This is a genomic window from Lysinibacillus sp. BPa_S21, assembly GCF_023337795.1.
GTDB lineage: Bacteria > Bacillota > Bacilli > Bacillales_A > Planococcaceae > Lysinibacillus.
The window spans coordinates 363,996-379,674 of the sequence record NZ_JALIRS010000003.1 but is presented as its reverse complement, the minus strand read 5'-3'; the positions used below and the strand labels follow the sequence as shown (position 1 = coordinate 379,674).

The window sequence follows — 15,679 nt, the reverse complement described above, 5'->3', positions numbered from 1 at the left end:
AGGCTAAAAATCAAATATTGCTTTTGACAATGCTTTTCTAATATCGCTATAATGGCATGTATAAAACGCGAATTGAGAGGAAAAGGATATGACGTCAGAAGATATAAAGCAATCGTTAAAATTATATATAGTATTATCACGTGCACATAAAGCGATAAATGAGATGACCCATCAATTTTTTCAAGAGAATGGATTAAACCCTACTGAATTTGCTGTATTAGAGCTTCTTTATCATAAAGGAAGACAGCCATTACAGCAAATTGGCAATAAAATTTTGCTAGCTAGTGGGTCTATTACGTATGTTATTGACAAACTTGAAAAAAGAGGGTATCTATTGCGTGTCTCTTGTCCATCAGATCGCCGTGTTACCTATGCAGAAATTACGGACAAAGGTGAAGCATTTATGGGAGAACTATTTCCAAAGCATGAACAGCATTTACATGAATTAATGAGTGCACTATCTGTTGAGGAAAAAGACCAAGCGATCACGTTATTAAAAAAATTAGGACTATCTATTAAAGATTTGTCTTATTAAAAAAAGTTGTCTCAATGAGTTTTGAGGCAACTTTTTTTATGGGAAGGAAAAGGTGAATCTTGGAGGGAAATTACCTTTATCTTTATGGTCCTCCAACATAATCTAGAATGCCCCCTTGAGACATTAGCAGCATAGAGAAGGGCAGGAGCGAGCGTAAAGTATCCTGTCCTAGGTAACGCTCTCATGACTGTCCCTAGCAGCTCACATTAAGCTATAAACTCTATTTACAATAAAAAAGACTGTAGAGCAAACGAGTTTGTCTACAGTCTTTTTTGGATTATTATTTTTTAGAAATAGTCGCTGCCATTTTAATCATAGCATCTGATAAATCTAATTCGTCGTTATCGTGGATTGTAAATTTTGTAATTAAACCATCTTTTTCAATCACAATACCGATTACTTTTTCTTTGTCTTCTTCAAAATTCACAACATAACCCTCAATGTTTTTAACATCCTTAAATGCTGCTAAATCCTCAGTAGATAAAGGTGATGGTTCACCAACAGCGTTCATATAATCTGACATAGAAGTTTTAACATCTTCGTAGCTTGCTTGTGATGCATCAATAGATTCGATACGCATAAATACGTCAGGATTGTCATTAGAAATTAACATATCCTTACCTGGTTCTTCTTGAGAAAGTTTAAATCCAGATAGTTGGTGCATTTTAAAGTCTTGATCAACACTTTTAGATTCTGTTGCTTTTTCAGTTTTTTCTTGACCTTTTTGTTTATAGATAACTTCTTGTTCTTTTTTAGGTGCATTGTCTTTATTATCGTTTTTATTTGTTTCAGATTTTTCAGTAGTTTCATTTGATGTAGGCGTTTCTTGTGATTCATCTACAGTTTTGTCTGTAGAAGCTGGTTGCTGTTGTTCAGTTGGTGTATTTGATGGCTCCTTTTTTTGAGCATCAGAATCCTTTGTTTCGGAAGTATTACATCCTACGACTAAAACAGCTGTTAATAATAATGCAGGTACAGTAAATAATTTTTTTTGCATGAAAAGCCCTCCCTTTCTTAATTAAACGTTAGTAAAGATAAAATGTTTCCTAGTTTTAATGTTATTATGTTAAAGGTAACACTAAAAATAATAGGAGCACAAAAACTACATGGGCTACAATAACAAGTGGCATACTTTTACGCCATTCATATAACAAGCCCCAAATAAGACTGGTTACTAATGCAGCGATCATACCAAGCATAAAGCCGCTTATTGCAATAGCGATTGCGCATAAAATAGCAGTTACAATAACAGCAAAAATCGGACGCATAAAGCGTTTCAGCTGTTGTTGAACATAGCCACGCCAAAAAATCTCTTCACCAATTGCAACAATGAATACGAGTAAAATATAGTGCCAAATATTTTGTGGTCCATAATTTGCTAAAAACTTTTGTACTGATTGTACTGATGAATCATTAATGTATGGTGCAAGCCAATAGCCAAAGCGAATAATACCGTATGTTATTGTACCGTAACCAATACCAAAAAGTAAAAACTTCCAGGTTGGTAACTGATCTTCAATTTTACCAGTCAAAATTGCAATGGCAATACATACAAGTAAAGTAAATGCATATAGGTACCAAAATACAGCTTGATTAGCAAAGGTAAAAGCAAGCATGCCATAAACGAATAATAAAGAAAGGAGCAATATTATTGTTTGTTTCGAATTTGTAAGCATTATTCGACCTCCATGCTTATAATTTTATCAAAAAAAGAGCCCCTTATCATCTATAAAGACAAATAGGGACTATTCAGACTATTGAGCTTCATTCGTATATAAAATTTTGTAACGTTTATGGTTGACGACCGTTTTTTCTTCAATTTCAAGAGAATCGAAATTCTCCATATATGTTAAATCAACGATCACCGAATTTTCATTTACCTTTTCGACTATACCTTGTAAACCATCTTTAAACTCGATAATATTTCCAACTTCAGCTATTTTCACAGACAGTCAGCTCCTTCATCGACTAATAATATACAGTTTGCATGAAAAAATGGAAAACGTAAAGTCCTTTTTGAATAATTCATAATTTAATACACAAAATACTAAAAAGTGAGGAATGGAAAGATGGAAAAATATGAAAATATGCTTAAACAATTACAAAACGGGGAATTGAAAAGTATAGAGATTGAGAAGGAACAATTTTATGAGTTCCGAGAAGTACTTGTAAAACATCCTTTATTTAAACATTTTAGAGGTGAGGCCAAACAAAATGGACGCGTTATCTATACTTACCAAGAAGTTGCAAGAAGCTAATTTGTCGAACATTGTCGTAAGTTAATGCTGTAAGAAATGAAATATAAATGTATAATAATGGTATGATTATTTGTGTGTGGAGGGTTTATGAATGGTCAATCTACTCTTGAAACAAATGGAACAAACTCGTGAGATGATGATTCGCTCAGGTGTAGAGAACGGATTACAAAATGCGAAAACCATTCAACTGAGTCGCAGATTAGATCAGTTAATGAATACTTATTATAGACAGACAGCATTTGAAGAAGAAGAAGATCAAGAAGATTGAAAGAATGTTCCAGTATTCAGAGTGTAAACTTTTTAAATATAAATGTTTAAAAAGTATTTTATGGGGAATAATTATGATGAACACAGCAACATTCTCATTTCCCCCTTTAGAGCAGTGATACCCCATCACTAGCTCTCTTTTTTTTATCTGAATTTTTCTAAATGAAGATAAAGCATCGGTATGAATTGTTTACGAAGCGACAGCAACAGCAAACAACAACAACGATTACACCGAGGCGAATTTGATTTTACTCGTATATATGCAGTACATAAGGATTTTAGAACGAATAAAAAAGAGTAGTTTGAATTATCTCACTTATTCAATTAAACTGAAAGATGGAAATAAGTGCGAATGATTGATCGAAAGCCTTACTAACAAAGGAGTATGTACATATGAGAAAAGAGGGTATTGCATTTATTGGCACAGGCGTTATGGGTGCTAGTATTATCAAGCATTTATTAAAGAATGGTCATGAGGTTACTGTTTATACACGCACAAAGGAGAAAGCGGAGCCACTTATCGCGTTAGGTGCAAATTGGGCAAGTACACCAGCAGAAGCATTTAAAAATAAGGAAATTGCCTTTACAATGGTTGGATATCCTGCAGATGTAGAGGAAGTTTATTTTGGAGATAATGGCTTATTTCAAACAGCTGAATCAGGCAATATCGTTATTGATATGACCACTTCCGAGCCAACATTGGCAAAGAAAATTTTTGAGCATGCCCAAACGTTTGGAGTAGAGGCGCTAGATGCTCCTGTTTCTGGAGGAGATATCGGTGCTCAAAATGGGACATTGTCAATTATGGTTGGGGGTAGCCAAGCTACATTCCATAAAGTTTCATCAATCATGAAACATTTTGGTGAAAATATTGTTTATCAAGGTGAAGCTGGTGCAGGACAGCATGCTAAAATGTGTAATCAGATAGTTATTGCTTCTGGAATGATTGGTGTGTGTGAGTCACTTGCTTACGGTTTAAAGGCTGGACTTGATTTACCAACAGTATTGCAATCCATTTCGTCTGGTGCAGCAGGCTCTTGGTCGTTAAGTAATTTAGCACCCCGTATGATTAATGAAGATTATGCACCAGGTTTTTATATAAAGCATTTTGTTAAGGATATGAAAATTGCATTAGACGAATCAAAAAAAATGGGGATTACATTACCAGGTCTAGCACTTGCTTATGATATGTATGAAAAATTAATCGAAGAGGGATATGGTGAAAACGGTACACAGGCACTTTTAAAGGCTTATTAAAATAATTTTTTAGAAAACTGAAGAATACTAAATTTTAGGAAGCCCGAAGTATCAATCTTAGATGGATACTTTGGGCTTTCTAAATTTCTTTATTTAGAAGACTCCCGCCTTGTTGTGAGATGAATGCGGAAGGCTCAATTCAAATCCGTAACACACAGAAAATAACGAAGGGAGCATTACTCTTTATTAAAAAGTTTTGCGTCTAAAGAAAAACTAGATGCCCCTGCAAGTGCAAAGTATAAAGCAATCGCAGCTAAAGCTAAATCAAATTCATATCCAGCTAAGCCGTTTTCACCGATAAAGCCAATGCTAAGTTTCGCTGTAAAAATGGCAACAATCATTGTCACTGTTAATAAAGCGCCAAAAAGTCTTGTGCCTAACCCTAGAATAATTGCTACACCACCGACTAGTTCTATAATGGCAACAATATAAGCCATAAAGCCTGGAATACCAATGGCATCAAAATAATCAGCCGTGAAGCCTATACCACCTTGAAATTTTTGAAATCCGTGGGCTGCAAAAATAAAGCCGAGCACCACACGTAAAATAGTTGAACCGATATTTTGCATAGTTAAATTAACTCCTTTTGTTTTTGGACTTACATTTCGTAACTTAGTTTATTTTTAAAAATAACTTTTGTCAAGTAACTAAATTTTATTTTTGAAACTGATTCTCGAAAAAGTGGTATACTCTTATATAAGAACGAAGTACTTAGGAGGGTAGGAAATTGGATCAAAAAAAAATTTGTCCACGATTTGAAAAAGCACTAAAAATCTTAAATCATAGCTGGAACACCTTGCTGATTTATCAGTTATTAGAAGGTCCCCAACGATACTCAACAATTAAAAATCAGGTGGGTATTAGTAGTCGTGTGTTAACGGAAAGATTAAAAGAATTAGAGATTGAGAACATTGTGAAACGCACAGTTATTCCATCAACACCAGTCGTGATTGAATACGAGCTAACAGAAAAAGGGCATGCACTTGCTCCAATTCTAAAAGCAATTGAACAATGGTCTTCTATGTGGGTGAATGTAGAAGAATAAACAAAGGATATCCAAGCGAGGGGGCTTGGATATTTTTTGTAGAGAGTTGAAAAAATGGTCAAGCAAATTGAGTGTGAATTTCGTTAAGAAAATCACACTTCTGCACAACGAGGGGTTGATTTCCGTTCCGGCTGGGCGCTTTGTAGCTGGCGCTTCGCTTTCGCTACAGATAAAACATTGTTGCTGTCGCTTCGCTTTCGCACAGATAAAACATTTGTAGCTGACGCTTCGCTTTCGCTACAGAAAACATTTGTTGCTGTCGCTACGTTATCACTTCGCTTTCGCGCAGAGCAGAGCTTCCTGGGGGCGTCCGATGAGCCGCTTCACTCGCGATGCTCGCTCCAGGGTCTCATCTGTGACGCTGATCCCCAAGGAGTCGCCCAGCCTCCACTCCAATCAACTACTTCACATAGGTTGTATCATTTAGTATGAACTCTAATTAATAATGTTAAGAAAACTTCAGCAATGTTTTTATGTGTGAAAGCGGAGCGGCAGCAACAAGATATCGAAAATGCAGTGCTACCTTAGCGATATCAGCTACAAAGAAGTATTTGGCTCGATTCTTCCTACAGAAAAGGGATATTTTGGACAATAGTTTTTCAATAACATAAGAATATCCAAGCGAGGGGGCTTGGATATTTTTTTATTATGGTAAATGAAACTGAATGTATGTTGTAAATAGTGTTAATTTTCTTCAAATAAAAGGTATTTTTTATTACATGGGGGAATTTATTTAATAGTATAGAGAATGGGAGGTGGGTTTTATGAAGCGGAATTCAACAGTAGATGTGCAGCATCGGAGTCAGTTAGCTCTTTATTTATCGTTGCCAATTTTGTCGTGGGCATTTTATGATTTTGCGAATACAATATTTTCTTCAAATATTAATACGATATTTTTCCCGTTTTATATGGATGAGGTTTTAGGGACGAATGAGGTGATGCAGCAGGTGGCAAGCACGTTTATTTCTTATGCGAATGCCATCGCTAGCTTTTTCCTTGTCATTTTTTCACCACTTTTTGGTGTATGGCTTGATAATACGGGCTATAAAAAGAGGTTTATAGTGTGGTTTGCAACGATCTCCATCTTCTTCACCTTTATGATGGGTGTTTTTGCGAATCTACAGACGTCAACAAATTATTCGGGTGTGCCACTTAGCTTATTTTTAGTTGTAGCTAGTTTTATCATTGCGAAATTTTTCTTTAACTCAAGTCTAGTATTCTACGATTCAATGATGAGTGATTTAGGGACAAAAGAGGAAATGCCTCTTATTTCTGGCTATGGGGTGGCGATTGGTTATCTGGGAACAATTTTTGGACTACTTGTTTATTTGTATGTAGGAAACAGTGATTTCCATCGAGCATTTATTCCAACGGCAATTTTATATTTATTATTTTCTTTGCCATTATTTTTTATTAATAAAGATACACCGATTCCAACGTCCCAGCGAAAGCCTATTAAATTTCTAGATGGCTACAAAGAAATTGTTCAAACCTTTAAGGACATGAAGCAATACAAGGCTATTTTTACGTTTATGATTGCTTATTTCTTTTTAAATGATGCAATTGCAACAACCATTGCCATGATGGCTGTATATGCAACAACGATTGTTGGCTTTACATCGGGTCAATTTATCGTGCTTTATTTAGTGTCCACTGTTTCAACGATTATCGGTTCTTTTACATTTGGTTATATTACAAAAGCGATTGGAGCCAAGCGTGCGATTACATTGGTGGCGTTATTAATGGTTATTGCTTTAGCATTTGCTGTCTTCTCTACAGAGCAATGGATGTTTTGGATTGCAGGTAGTATGTTTGGCGTATCACTGGGATCCATGTGGGTAACATCTAGAACGTACATCATTGAATTGTCTCCAGAAGAAAAACGAGGTCAATTTTTTGGCTTATTTGCATTTTCGGGAAAAGTATCTTCAATTATTGGGCCAGCAATCTATGGAACGGTTACATTATGGATGAAGGATTACGGAACGCTAGCAAGTCGAGTTGCTTTATCGACATTAATTGTGATGACGATAATAGGCCTATTAGTGCATTTGAAAGTTAATGGCTCAAAAGTTGCAGATGATAATTGTTAAGATGCTCGTCACCTCAATAAGTTTTGTGCGTGAATGCTAGGCGACTTCTTGGGTGGAGCGAGCAGGCAGAAGAAAGCATCACGTGCTGTGATAGCGCCTTCGTGACCAGCATTCGTTCGATCCAAGTAGCTCTTCGGACGCCTCAAAGAAAGCTCTAAGTTGGAAACGGAAATCAATCCCGCGTTAGGATGATTAGCGATGTCAATGATAAAATTGGAAAAAAGCAAGTAGGAGAAATGTATTGCCTATGATACAATTGAATTATAAATAGAAGTTTAAAAGAAAGGAGCGGGGTTGCTTTGGAACATAAAGGTATATTATTAGAAAGTGGCACAAATGAGCTAGAAATTGTTGAATTTGAAGTAGCGAACAATAAATTTGGTATTAACGTTATTAAAGTAAAAGAAATTATTCAACCGATTCCAGTAACATTTATTCCACACGCGCACCCGCATGTAGAAGGGATTATTCAATTACGAGGTGAGGTTTTACCAGTAGTTGATATGCTTCGAGTATTAGGTATTCAAAATGTAGAGCGTAGTCCTCAGCAAAAATATATTGTAGCTGAGTTTAATAAGCAGCGCGTAGTATTCCATGTTGATAATGTAACGCAGATTCACCGTATTTCATGGAATCAAATCGAGAAACCTTCTGATATGTATCAGGGAGGAACTTCACAAGTAATTGGTGTTATTAAGCAAAATGAAGAGATGATTTTATTGCTTGATTTCGAAAGAATTATGGTAGATATAAATCCAGATTCAGGTATTAGTGTAGAATCTGTTAAAAAGCTCGGTAAACGTGAACGCTCTGAAAAACGCGTGTTAATTGCTGAAGATTCACCATTACTACGAAAGCTCTTATTCGATACGATGAATGAAGCGGGTTATGAGAATGTTGAATTCTTTGAAAACGGCCGTGATGCTTATGAATACCTCGAATCCATTGTTAAAAGTGGTAGCGATGTATCCGAGCATATTCAATTAGTTGTGACGGACATCGAAATGCCACAAATGGATGGGCATCATTTAACGCGTAAAATAAAGGAGCATCCAGACCTCCAAAAGCTTCCTGTCATTATTTTCTCAAGCTTAATTACAGATGACCTTCGCCATAAAGGTGACCAAGTAGGTGCAGAGGATCAAATAAGTAAGCCAGAAATTGCGGAGCTTATTTTACGAATAGACCAACTTATCTTATAAAATGAAGAGGTTGAACAAGGTACTTCACAATATTAATAATGGGTATCCTGAAAGTATATTAATAATTTTAAGAAAGTCGGATGCCGCTTGTAGGCTTCGGCTTTTTTGTATAGATAAATGCTACTAGGAACAACATATGAAGAGTCTTTGTTTGGGTATTGATACAGCCTACCCTAAAAACAGGCAAGTTTAGAGCCAGTGGGTTTTGTACCTACAAACCGATCAGTAGAACAGCAAATAGTATATATGTACGCGCTAAGGAAGTGATTATATGAATGAATTAAAAACGGCTATCATCGACATTGGCTCAAATACCATTCGATTAGTATTGTATCAATACGATAAAGAAGAGGGACTTCGTGAGATTGGGAATATTAAAACGGTTGCACGTTTACGTACATATTTACAGCCCTCTGGTGAAATGTCTGAAGAAGGTATAAAAGTATTAACTGAAACATTATTGACTTTTAAAGCAATTCTTGATGATTTTGAAGTGACTGATGTTAAAGCTGCTGCAACAGCTGCAATACGTCAGGCAACAAATAGAGATAAAATTATAGCCTTAATGAAAGAACGGACAGGTATTCAATTAGAGCTTTTATCTGAAGAAGAAGAGGCCTATTACGGCTTTGTTGCTGTAACGCATTCAATAGCCACGAAGTCCGCTGTAACAATCGATATCGGTGGCGGTAGTACTGAAATAACGCTTTTTGAAAATAAAGAACTTCAGAAATCCTATAGTTTTCCTTTTGGCACAGTTTCTTTAAAGCAACGTTTTGTAAAGGGCGAGATTATGAATGGTAGTGAAAAAAAGGAACTCATTGCATTTGTTAAAGAACAGTTTAAATCACTTCCATGGATACAGGGTATCGGTTTACCGATTATCGCGATTGGTGGTAGTGCCCGAAATATTGCCCAAATTCATCAGCAAAAACATGTCTATCCAATCGCAAGTGTACATGGCTACGAAATGACTAAGGAAAATTTAGTGGAGCTTAGTGCATTTTTAGGTAATTTAAGCTTTAATGATTTGAAACAGTTAGATGGGCTCTCAGCAGATCGTGCGGACATCATCGTCCCTGCACTAGAAGTATTCAATGTGTTAATGGAGGTTGTCGGTAGTAATTTGTTTCAGATCACGAAGAAGGGTTTGCGAGAAGGACTCATTATACAGCGTATTTTGCAAACAGATAAAACGGCGTTTGATAAAGACAATGTGTTTGAGGTGAATGCCAAAAGATTGGCTCTTCAGTATGGTCGAACTGAAAAAGAAATGGACTATTTGATGGATCTAACGAATCAATTGTACCGCGAATGTTGTCATTCTGGTTATTTACAGCATAATCCAAAAGATTGGGAATTATTAGAGAGAGGAGCGAAGGTTTTTAATATAGGGGAATATATTGAGCTAAGTTCAGCGAGCCAACATACCTTTTATTTAATTGCGAACCAATCGATCGATGGGTTAAATCATAAGGAGCGTGTGAAATTAGCACTTTTAGCATCGTATAAAAATAAAGATTATTATCAGCGATTCGCTGCTCCGTTTACAGAATGGTTGAGTCGTGAGGAGTATCGTAAAATACGAGAATTTGGCGCCTTTTTAAAATTTGTCTATGCGTTAAATGTATCTAAAAGAAAGATTGTACGTGCCATTAAGATGCAAACGAAAGAGGACTACGTTCAGCTTAACATCTATGTAAAACACAATGCGGCTGCTGAAAAATATCAAGCAAACCGACATAAAAAACATCTAGAACGTGCACTAAAAATACCTATAAAAATAAACTTTATTGAGGAAGGGTTGAATGACTATGACAACTGAACTTACGAATAATCAGTTAATGGAAGAGGATTTAACAGAAAAGCATGGTCGATTATTAGAGGAGATCGCTAAGCCGCAATACTATAATAATCGTGAATTAAGTTGGTTAGCCTTCAATGAACGAGTTTTAGAGGAGGCAGAGGATGTCAATAATCCTCTGCTAGAACGATTGAAATTTTTAGCAATATTTAGTTCGAATTTAGATGAATTTTTTATGGTGCGTGTTGCGGGTCTACAAGATCAAGTACGTGCAGGTTTCCATAAGCCTGAAAATAAGTCGGGCTTAACACCAAAAGAGCAATTAGCCAAAATTGCTGAGCGAACTCAGGCATTAGTGCGCCGACAAACAGAAGTTTACAGACATTTAATATATGATCTGTTACCACAACATAATGTACATATCGCAGACATGAAAGACTTGAATAGTACACAGAAGGCATTCGTCAATGAAATGTTTGCAGAAACTATCTTCCCTGTTTTAACACCTGTAGCTGTCGATGCGTATCGTCCTTTCCCAACTTTGCTTGGTAAGACATTAAATTTACTTGTTTTATTAGAGCATGATGAAGCAGACTTAGAGAATCGTGAAAAAGTTGCGATTGTACAAGTTCCATCTGTCTTAGATCGTTATATTAAAGTACCATCAGCAGCCGGAGAGACAGTTATTGTTTTATTAGAAGACGTGATTGTAGCACATATCGAAAAGCTCTTTTATGGTTACAGTGTCAAATCAGCGCAGGCTTTCCGTTTGACACGTAATGCTGATTTAACGATTCATGAGGAAGGTGCAAGAGATTTACTTGTAGAAATCGAAAAAGAGCTGAAAAAACGTAAATGGGGTGTAGGCAGTCGACTAGAAGTTCGTGAGGGTGAGATGAGCGAGGAAGTTCTTACATACTTACTAGATGAATTTGAAATTGAAGAAACAGATGTCTTTCATATAGATGGACCTCTAGATTTAACTTTTATGTTCTCGTTTGTAAAAGGCATATCTGTTGGTCGAGAACATTTAGAATATGAAAGCTTTATTCCCCAGCCGCCGTTAGATTTACAATCGGATGAAAATATTTTTGAAAAAGCGCTACAACAAGATATTTTTTTCCATCACCCATATGAGTCGTTTGCACCTATCGTAGACTTTATCTCAGAAGCGGCAGTCAATCCGAACGTTTTAGCGATCAAACAAACATTATATCGTGTTAGCGGTAATTCACCTATTATTCAAGCATTAAAGTTTGCAGCGGAAAATGGTAAACAGGTAACCGTTTTAGTTGAGCTGAAAGCACGTTTTGATGAAGAAAATAATGTTCATTGGGCAAAACAACTTGAGCAAGCTGGTTGCCTCGTTATTTACGGGATGAATAATTTAAAAACACACTCAAAAATAACGCTTGTTGTAAGCCGACGAAATGGCAAAATTGAGCGCTTTGTTCATCTTGGAACTGGAAATTATAATGATGCGACTGCAAAAATTTATACAGACATGGGTATAATAACTACTGATAAAGAATTTGGTATTGATGCTACTAACTTCTTTAATTATTTAAGCGGTTATACAGAAAAGCCAACTTTTAATCATTTAGTCGTTGCGCCATTTGATATTCGAGATGAATTTATTAGGTTAATGGATGAGGAAATTGCTTGCCATAAGAAGCATGGCAATGGTTTTATTCGAGCTAAAATGAATTCACTGACGGACAAAGACTTAATGATGAAGCTATATGAGGCGTCTATTGCAGGTGTGAAAGTAGAACTTATCATTCGTGGTATTTGTTGTATTAGACCAGGTATCCCTGGAATTAGTGAAAACATAACTGTAACGAGTATTGTTGGTCGTTTCCTTGAGCATTCTCGTATTTATTGGTTCCATCATAATGGTGAAAATAAGGTCTACTTATCTTCTGCAGATATGATGACTCGTAATATGATTAAACGTGTAGAAATTTTATTTCCTGTATATGCAAGCGAAGCAAAAGCTCGTATTATTAACATCATGAATACACAACTTGAGGATAAGGCAAAAGCTCGTATTCAAGATTCCAATGGAAAATATCATTACAAAGAGTTTGATCGTAGTGAAGATCCAATTAATAGTCAGGAAATTTTCCTGAAAGATGCACTAAAACCTACGCTAGACGAAGAATAAAGCAAACACGCTACTTAGTGAGGGATATAATGGAAAAATATAAAGAAAGTGTAGCGCAATTTGCAGACTATCATCAATTCATGCAACTTAATCCGTTTGATGCAGTCGTATGTTTGAGAAAAGATGATACAAAAACGTCGTTTGAAGTCGTTAATTTTAACGAAAAGCTACCGTCATTTATTAAGCTACAAGATGTGAAAGCCACCAACGCAGAACAATTTTTTACGGAGCAATGCTGGCTGCAATTATCGAATATAGTACAACAAGAATTAAATACAGACCTTGAACTAAAGGAATATACGGGCCACAAAGTAAAAACATTTGTAGTTCGTGTACAGCCCTTAGAAAAATCAGTTGTAGCAATTATCCTACGTGAGAAACAGAATGAAGTAGAACCACATTTGCAATTTGTGGAACAGCACGTAAGTCCGGTATTAACAACTGATTTACAAGGTCGAATTATTCACCAAAACGTTGTTGCCACTTCTCTATTGTCAAAAGAACATCAAAGCTTGATAGGGCAAAATATTTTTTCATTATTAGAGAGTAAGTATATCAACGAATTTAAATTATTATTTGCCAAAACTATTGAGGGCTCGGCATTTAGTATGCCCCAATGTATGTTTAAGCGCCAATTGCTTAGTAAAGAGCCTTTCTATTTAAGAACGCATCCAACGTACTTTCAAGGTGAAATTATAGGTGTACACTTATTTGTGAAAGATGCCACTTCATTTATAAATGATCATGAAGCCTTTTATTACCAAGCATTAATAGATGAATTAACAGGCATTTGGAATCGCAAGGCTTTTAAGGAGCATTGGCTTCAGCATTTAAATGATAAAAAGCGTAATAAGCAAGCAGCTATTATTTTGGTGGATATTGATCGCTTTAAAAAGTTTAATGAATCCCTTGGTGAAAGCAAGGGTGATGAACTTATGCGAATGTTTAGTCATAGACTTCGCGAGCTCTGTTCCTCCAAATGCTCGCTTTATCGTTTTAATAGCGATGAATTTATATTTGTTCTAAAAGATGCCACTGTCAACAAAATTGAACATTCGGCCAATGCGATTTTAGACGCCTTAAAACAGCCATTCATGATAGATGGGCAAGAATATTTTATTAGCGTTTCTATTGGTATCTCACTTAGTCCTGCAGATGGCAAGGATTTAGAAACCCTGATACGGAAAGCAGATAAAGCCTTATTTTCTGTAAAAGAACATGGGCGCTCACACTTCCGTTATTATCGTGAAGATATGACAACAATTTTTCCAAATGAGGCGCTGATGGAAGCCCATTTACGTCGTGCTATCGAATTTAATGAGCTAAGTATTCATTTGCAGCCACAAATGGATTTAACGAATAACAGCATCAATAGCTTTGAGGCGTTATTACGATGGAATAATCGGAAATTTGGCTTTGTGTCTCCTGCGCAGTTTATACCGATTGCAGAGGCATCTGGCTTGATCATTGAAATCGGCGATTGGATCATTGACGAAGTATGTCGCTATCAAAAAGAGTGGCAGATGAAAGGCTATCGACCAGTACGTATTGCCATCAATATTTCACCAAAACAATTTAGAAAAGAAAACTTTGCTCGGAAAATAAAAGCAGCATTGAAAAAGTATAATGTGCAACCTGAATTATTAGAGGTGGAAATTACCGAAAGCTCCATGACCAATGTCCATGAAACATTTTCAATTTTAACTGAATTGAAGCAACTCGGTGTTTATGTTTCAGTGGATGATTTTGGAACCGGTTATTCATCTCTAAGCTATTTAAAGCGTTATCCAATAGACATTATCAAAATTGATCAATCGTTTATAGCTGACATTACAAAAGATGATAAAAATGAAGCCATTATTAAGGCCATTATTTCGATGTCCCATAATTTGGGATTAGAAGTCATAGCTGAGGGGATCGAAGAACCATCACAGGTTGATTTTCTAAAACGTCATCGATGCCAAAAAGGTCAAGGCTTTTTATATAACAAGCCATTACCAGTAGAAGCCATTGTTAATAAATATTTTGTTAGCTAATGAAAACTAATAAGTAGCACTTCATCATAAATTGGATGAAGTGCTATTTTTTTAGCGCTTGCGAAGGAAGGATATTTAAGCGCAACGAAGAGACAACCTGATTAAGAAAGGACATAACCAGATCACGGGCAAGCGGATCAAAAAAGGACTTTAGCTGATTACTTTTTCGGGCAAGCCGATCAGAAAAAGCCTTTAGCTGATCACATTTCTGGGCAAGCGGATCAAAAAAGGGCTTTAGCTGATCACTTTTCTGGGCAAGCCGATCAAAAAAGGTCATAACCTGATCACTTTACCGGGCAAGCGGATCAAAAAAGGAGTACACCCGAGCGAATGCAGCTCCCAACTGAGCAAACCCTTCTAAAATTAGTTATTTATTTTTTTACTTTCAGTCCATCTAACACCACCGCTGTAAATTGCGCCATTTCTGCTGACAAATCGAAATCTTCATTATGGATTAACCAATCATAGACATTTGCACGCATACAACGTTGAATAATTGTTTGAATTTGACCAACTTCTAAATCTTGACGAAACTCTCCAAGTTGAATACCTTCTTCGATATAAGCGTTGATCATTTGGAAAATCAATCTTTGCGGATTTATTAAGTAATGATCTTGTTCTACTTGATTCGTCATCGCTGCAGTATACACTGTTCGTAATAAATCTTTTCCAACAACATGTGTTAAATATTTCATTTGTTCTTGATAGAGCATTAAAATTTTTTCACTTGGCGGCAATGTACGATCAATATTTTTTTCCACAGAGCCATAAAAACTATCTAGCTCTTTAAATTTTTCTAAAATAACATCGTACTTGGATGGGAAATGTGTGTAAAACGTTCCTTTTGATACTTGACATGCTTTCGTAATTTGCTCAACAGATACATGCTCGAATCCATGTTTATTAAATAAATCTAATGATACTTTGAGTAATTTTTCACGTGTTTCTAATGCCTTTTTTTGACGGCTAGTCATTGCATTCATATTGGACAATCCTTTCGCTAAGTATTTCAACA

16 protein-coding genes are annotated in these 15,679 nt (G+C 36.0%); 10 read left to right on the top strand and 6 right to left on the bottom strand.

The window, feature by feature from the left end; genetic code table 11:
- Window positions 1-88 precede the first annotated feature (88 nt).
- Complete coding sequence (locus MOK21_RS07710) at window positions 89-535, top strand: MarR family winged helix-turn-helix transcriptional regulator (protein WP_249073350.1); 447 nt, start codon at window positions 89-91, stop codon at window positions 533-535.
- A 280-nt stretch (window positions 536-815) separates the two neighbouring features.
- Here MOK21_RS07710 and MOK21_RS07705 read toward each other — a convergent pair whose 3' ends face one another.
- From MOK21_RS07705 to MOK21_RS07695, 3 genes are all read right to left on the bottom strand, one after another.
- Entirely contained in the window at window positions 816-1,532 is a 717-nt protein-coding gene (locus MOK21_RS07705) for a hypothetical protein (protein WP_249073349.1), read from the bottom strand.
- Between the two features lie 64 nt (window positions 1,533-1,596).
- Entirely contained in the window at window positions 1,597-2,211 is a 615-nt protein-coding gene (locus tag MOK21_RS07700; protein WP_249073348.1) for a CPBP family intramembrane glutamic endopeptidase, read from the bottom strand.
- A gap of 78 nt (window positions 2,212-2,289) precedes the next feature.
- Window positions 2,290-2,481, bottom strand: coding sequence for a YkvS family protein (locus tag MOK21_RS07695; RefSeq protein ID WP_053594765.1), 192 nt, complete (start codon window positions 2,479-2,481; stop codon window positions 2,290-2,292).
- 123 nt (window positions 2,482-2,604) lie between these two features.
- Here MOK21_RS07695 and MOK21_RS07690 point away from each other — a divergent pair, with 123 nt between their 5' ends.
- The 3 genes from MOK21_RS07690 to MOK21_RS07680 all read left to right on the top strand — a co-directional run bounded on the left by MOK21_RS07690 (window position 2,605) and on the right by MOK21_RS07680 (window position 4,317).
- Entirely contained in the window at window positions 2,605-2,793 is a 189-nt protein-coding gene (locus tag MOK21_RS07690; protein WP_100544207.1) for a hypothetical protein, read from the top strand.
- A 91-nt stretch (window positions 2,794-2,884) separates the two neighbouring features.
- On the top strand, window positions 2,885-3,061 hold the full coding sequence (locus MOK21_RS07685) for an aspartyl-phosphate phosphatase Spo0E family protein (protein ID WP_132357797.1): 177 nt from the start codon (window positions 2,885-2,887) through the stop codon (window positions 3,059-3,061).
- A gap of 392 nt (window positions 3,062-3,453) precedes the next feature.
- A complete protein-coding gene (locus MOK21_RS07680; protein ID WP_249073347.1) occupies window positions 3,454-4,317 on the top strand; it encodes an NAD(P)-dependent oxidoreductase in 864 nt (287 codons plus the stop codon).
- 176 nt (window positions 4,318-4,493) lie between these two features.
- Here MOK21_RS07680 and MOK21_RS07675 read toward each other — a convergent pair whose 3' ends face one another.
- The gene (locus MOK21_RS07675; protein WP_249073346.1) at window positions 4,494-4,886 is read right to left on the bottom strand and encodes a DoxX family protein; all 393 of its coding nucleotides are present in this window, start codon (window positions 4,884-4,886) and stop codon (window positions 4,494-4,496) included.
- A gap of 158 nt (window positions 4,887-5,044) precedes the next feature.
- Here MOK21_RS07675 and MOK21_RS07670 point away from each other — a divergent pair, with 158 nt between their 5' ends.
- From MOK21_RS07670 to MOK21_RS07645, 6 genes are all read left to right on the top strand, one after another.
- Window positions 5,045-5,362 (top strand): winged helix-turn-helix transcriptional regulator, encoded by a 318-nt coding sequence (locus tag MOK21_RS07670; protein ID WP_249073345.1) that lies wholly within the window; start codon window positions 5,045-5,047, stop codon window positions 5,360-5,362.
- Window positions 5,363-6,126: 764 nt separating this feature from the next.
- Window positions 6,127-7,455, top strand: coding sequence for an MFS transporter (locus MOK21_RS07665; RefSeq protein WP_249073344.1), 1,329 nt, complete (start codon window positions 6,127-6,129; stop codon window positions 7,453-7,455).
- 299 nt (window positions 7,456-7,754) lie between these two features.
- A complete protein-coding gene (locus tag MOK21_RS07660; RefSeq protein ID WP_249073343.1) occupies window positions 7,755-8,657 on the top strand; it encodes a chemotaxis protein in 903 nt (300 codons plus the stop codon).
- Window positions 8,658-8,928: 271 nt separating this feature from the next.
- Complete coding sequence (locus MOK21_RS07655; RefSeq protein ID WP_249073342.1) at window positions 8,929-10,482, top strand: Ppx/GppA family phosphatase; 1,554 nt, start codon at window positions 8,929-8,931, stop codon at window positions 10,480-10,482.
- Window positions 10,472-12,628: an RNA degradosome polyphosphate kinase gene (locus MOK21_RS07650; RefSeq protein WP_283164641.1), complete on the top strand. Its 2,157-nt coding sequence runs from the start codon at window positions 10,472-10,474 to the stop codon at window positions 12,626-12,628. Before MOK21_RS07655 ends, MOK21_RS07650 begins: the two co-directional genes overlap by 11 nt.
- A gap of 29 nt (window positions 12,629-12,657) precedes the next feature.
- Window positions 12,658-14,664 (top strand): EAL domain-containing protein, encoded by a 2,007-nt coding sequence (locus MOK21_RS07645; protein ID WP_249073341.1) that lies wholly within the window; start codon window positions 12,658-12,660, stop codon window positions 14,662-14,664.
- A gap of 43 nt (window positions 14,665-14,707) precedes the next feature.
- Here the strand turns inward: MOK21_RS07645 and MOK21_RS07640 are convergent, their stop codons facing one another.
- Together MOK21_RS07640 and MOK21_RS07635 are read right to left on the bottom strand one after the other, a co-directional pair.
- Complete coding sequence (locus tag MOK21_RS07640) at window positions 14,708-14,941, bottom strand: hypothetical protein (RefSeq protein WP_249073340.1); 234 nt, start codon at window positions 14,939-14,941, stop codon at window positions 14,708-14,710.
- Between the two features lie 94 nt (window positions 14,942-15,035).
- Complete coding sequence (locus tag MOK21_RS07635) at window positions 15,036-15,647, bottom strand: TetR/AcrR family transcriptional regulator (protein ID WP_249073339.1); 612 nt, start codon at window positions 15,645-15,647, stop codon at window positions 15,036-15,038.
- Window positions 15,648-15,679: the final 32 nt, after the last annotated feature.

Bases quoted from the DNA above. Each gene is read 5' to 3' on its own strand.
- MOK21_RS07710 (WP_249073350.1), top strand. From the start codon at position 89: ATGACGTCAGAAGATATAAAGCAATCGTTAAAATTATATATAGTATTA.
- MOK21_RS07705 (WP_249073349.1), bottom strand. From the start codon at position 1,532: ATGCAAAAAAAATTATTTACTGTACCTGCATTATTATTAACAGCTGTT.
- MOK21_RS07700 (WP_249073348.1), bottom strand. From the start codon at position 2,211: ATGCTTACAAATTCGAAACAAACAATAATATTGCTCCTTTCTTTATTA.
- MOK21_RS07690 (WP_100544207.1), top strand. From the start codon at position 2,605: ATGGAAAAATATGAAAATATGCTTAAACAATTACAAAACGGGGAATTG.
- MOK21_RS07685 (WP_132357797.1), top strand. From the start codon at position 2,885: ATGGTCAATCTACTCTTGAAACAAATGGAACAAACTCGTGAGATGATG.
- MOK21_RS07680 (WP_249073347.1), top strand. From the start codon at position 3,454: ATGAGAAAAGAGGGTATTGCATTTATTGGCACAGGCGTTATGGGTGCT.
- MOK21_RS07675 (WP_249073346.1), bottom strand. From the start codon at position 4,886: ATGCAAAATATCGGTTCAACTATTTTACGTGTGGTGCTCGGCTTTATT.
- MOK21_RS07665 (WP_249073344.1), top strand. From the start codon at position 6,127: ATGAAGCGGAATTCAACAGTAGATGTGCAGCATCGGAGTCAGTTAGCT.
- MOK21_RS07655 (WP_249073342.1), top strand. From the start codon at position 8,929: ATGAATGAATTAAAAACGGCTATCATCGACATTGGCTCAAATACCATT.
- MOK21_RS07650 (WP_283164641.1), top strand. From the start codon at position 10,472: ATGACAACTGAACTTACGAATAATCAGTTAATGGAAGAGGATTTAACA.
- MOK21_RS07645 (WP_249073341.1), top strand. From the start codon at position 12,658: ATGGAAAAATATAAAGAAAGTGTAGCGCAATTTGCAGACTATCATCAA.
- MOK21_RS07640 (WP_249073340.1), bottom strand. From the start codon at position 14,941: ATGACCTTTTTTGATCGGCTTGCCCAGAAAAGTGATCAGCTAAAGCCC.
- MOK21_RS07635 (WP_249073339.1), bottom strand. From the start codon at position 15,647: ATGAATGCAATGACTAGCCGTCAAAAAAAGGCATTAGAAACACGTGAA.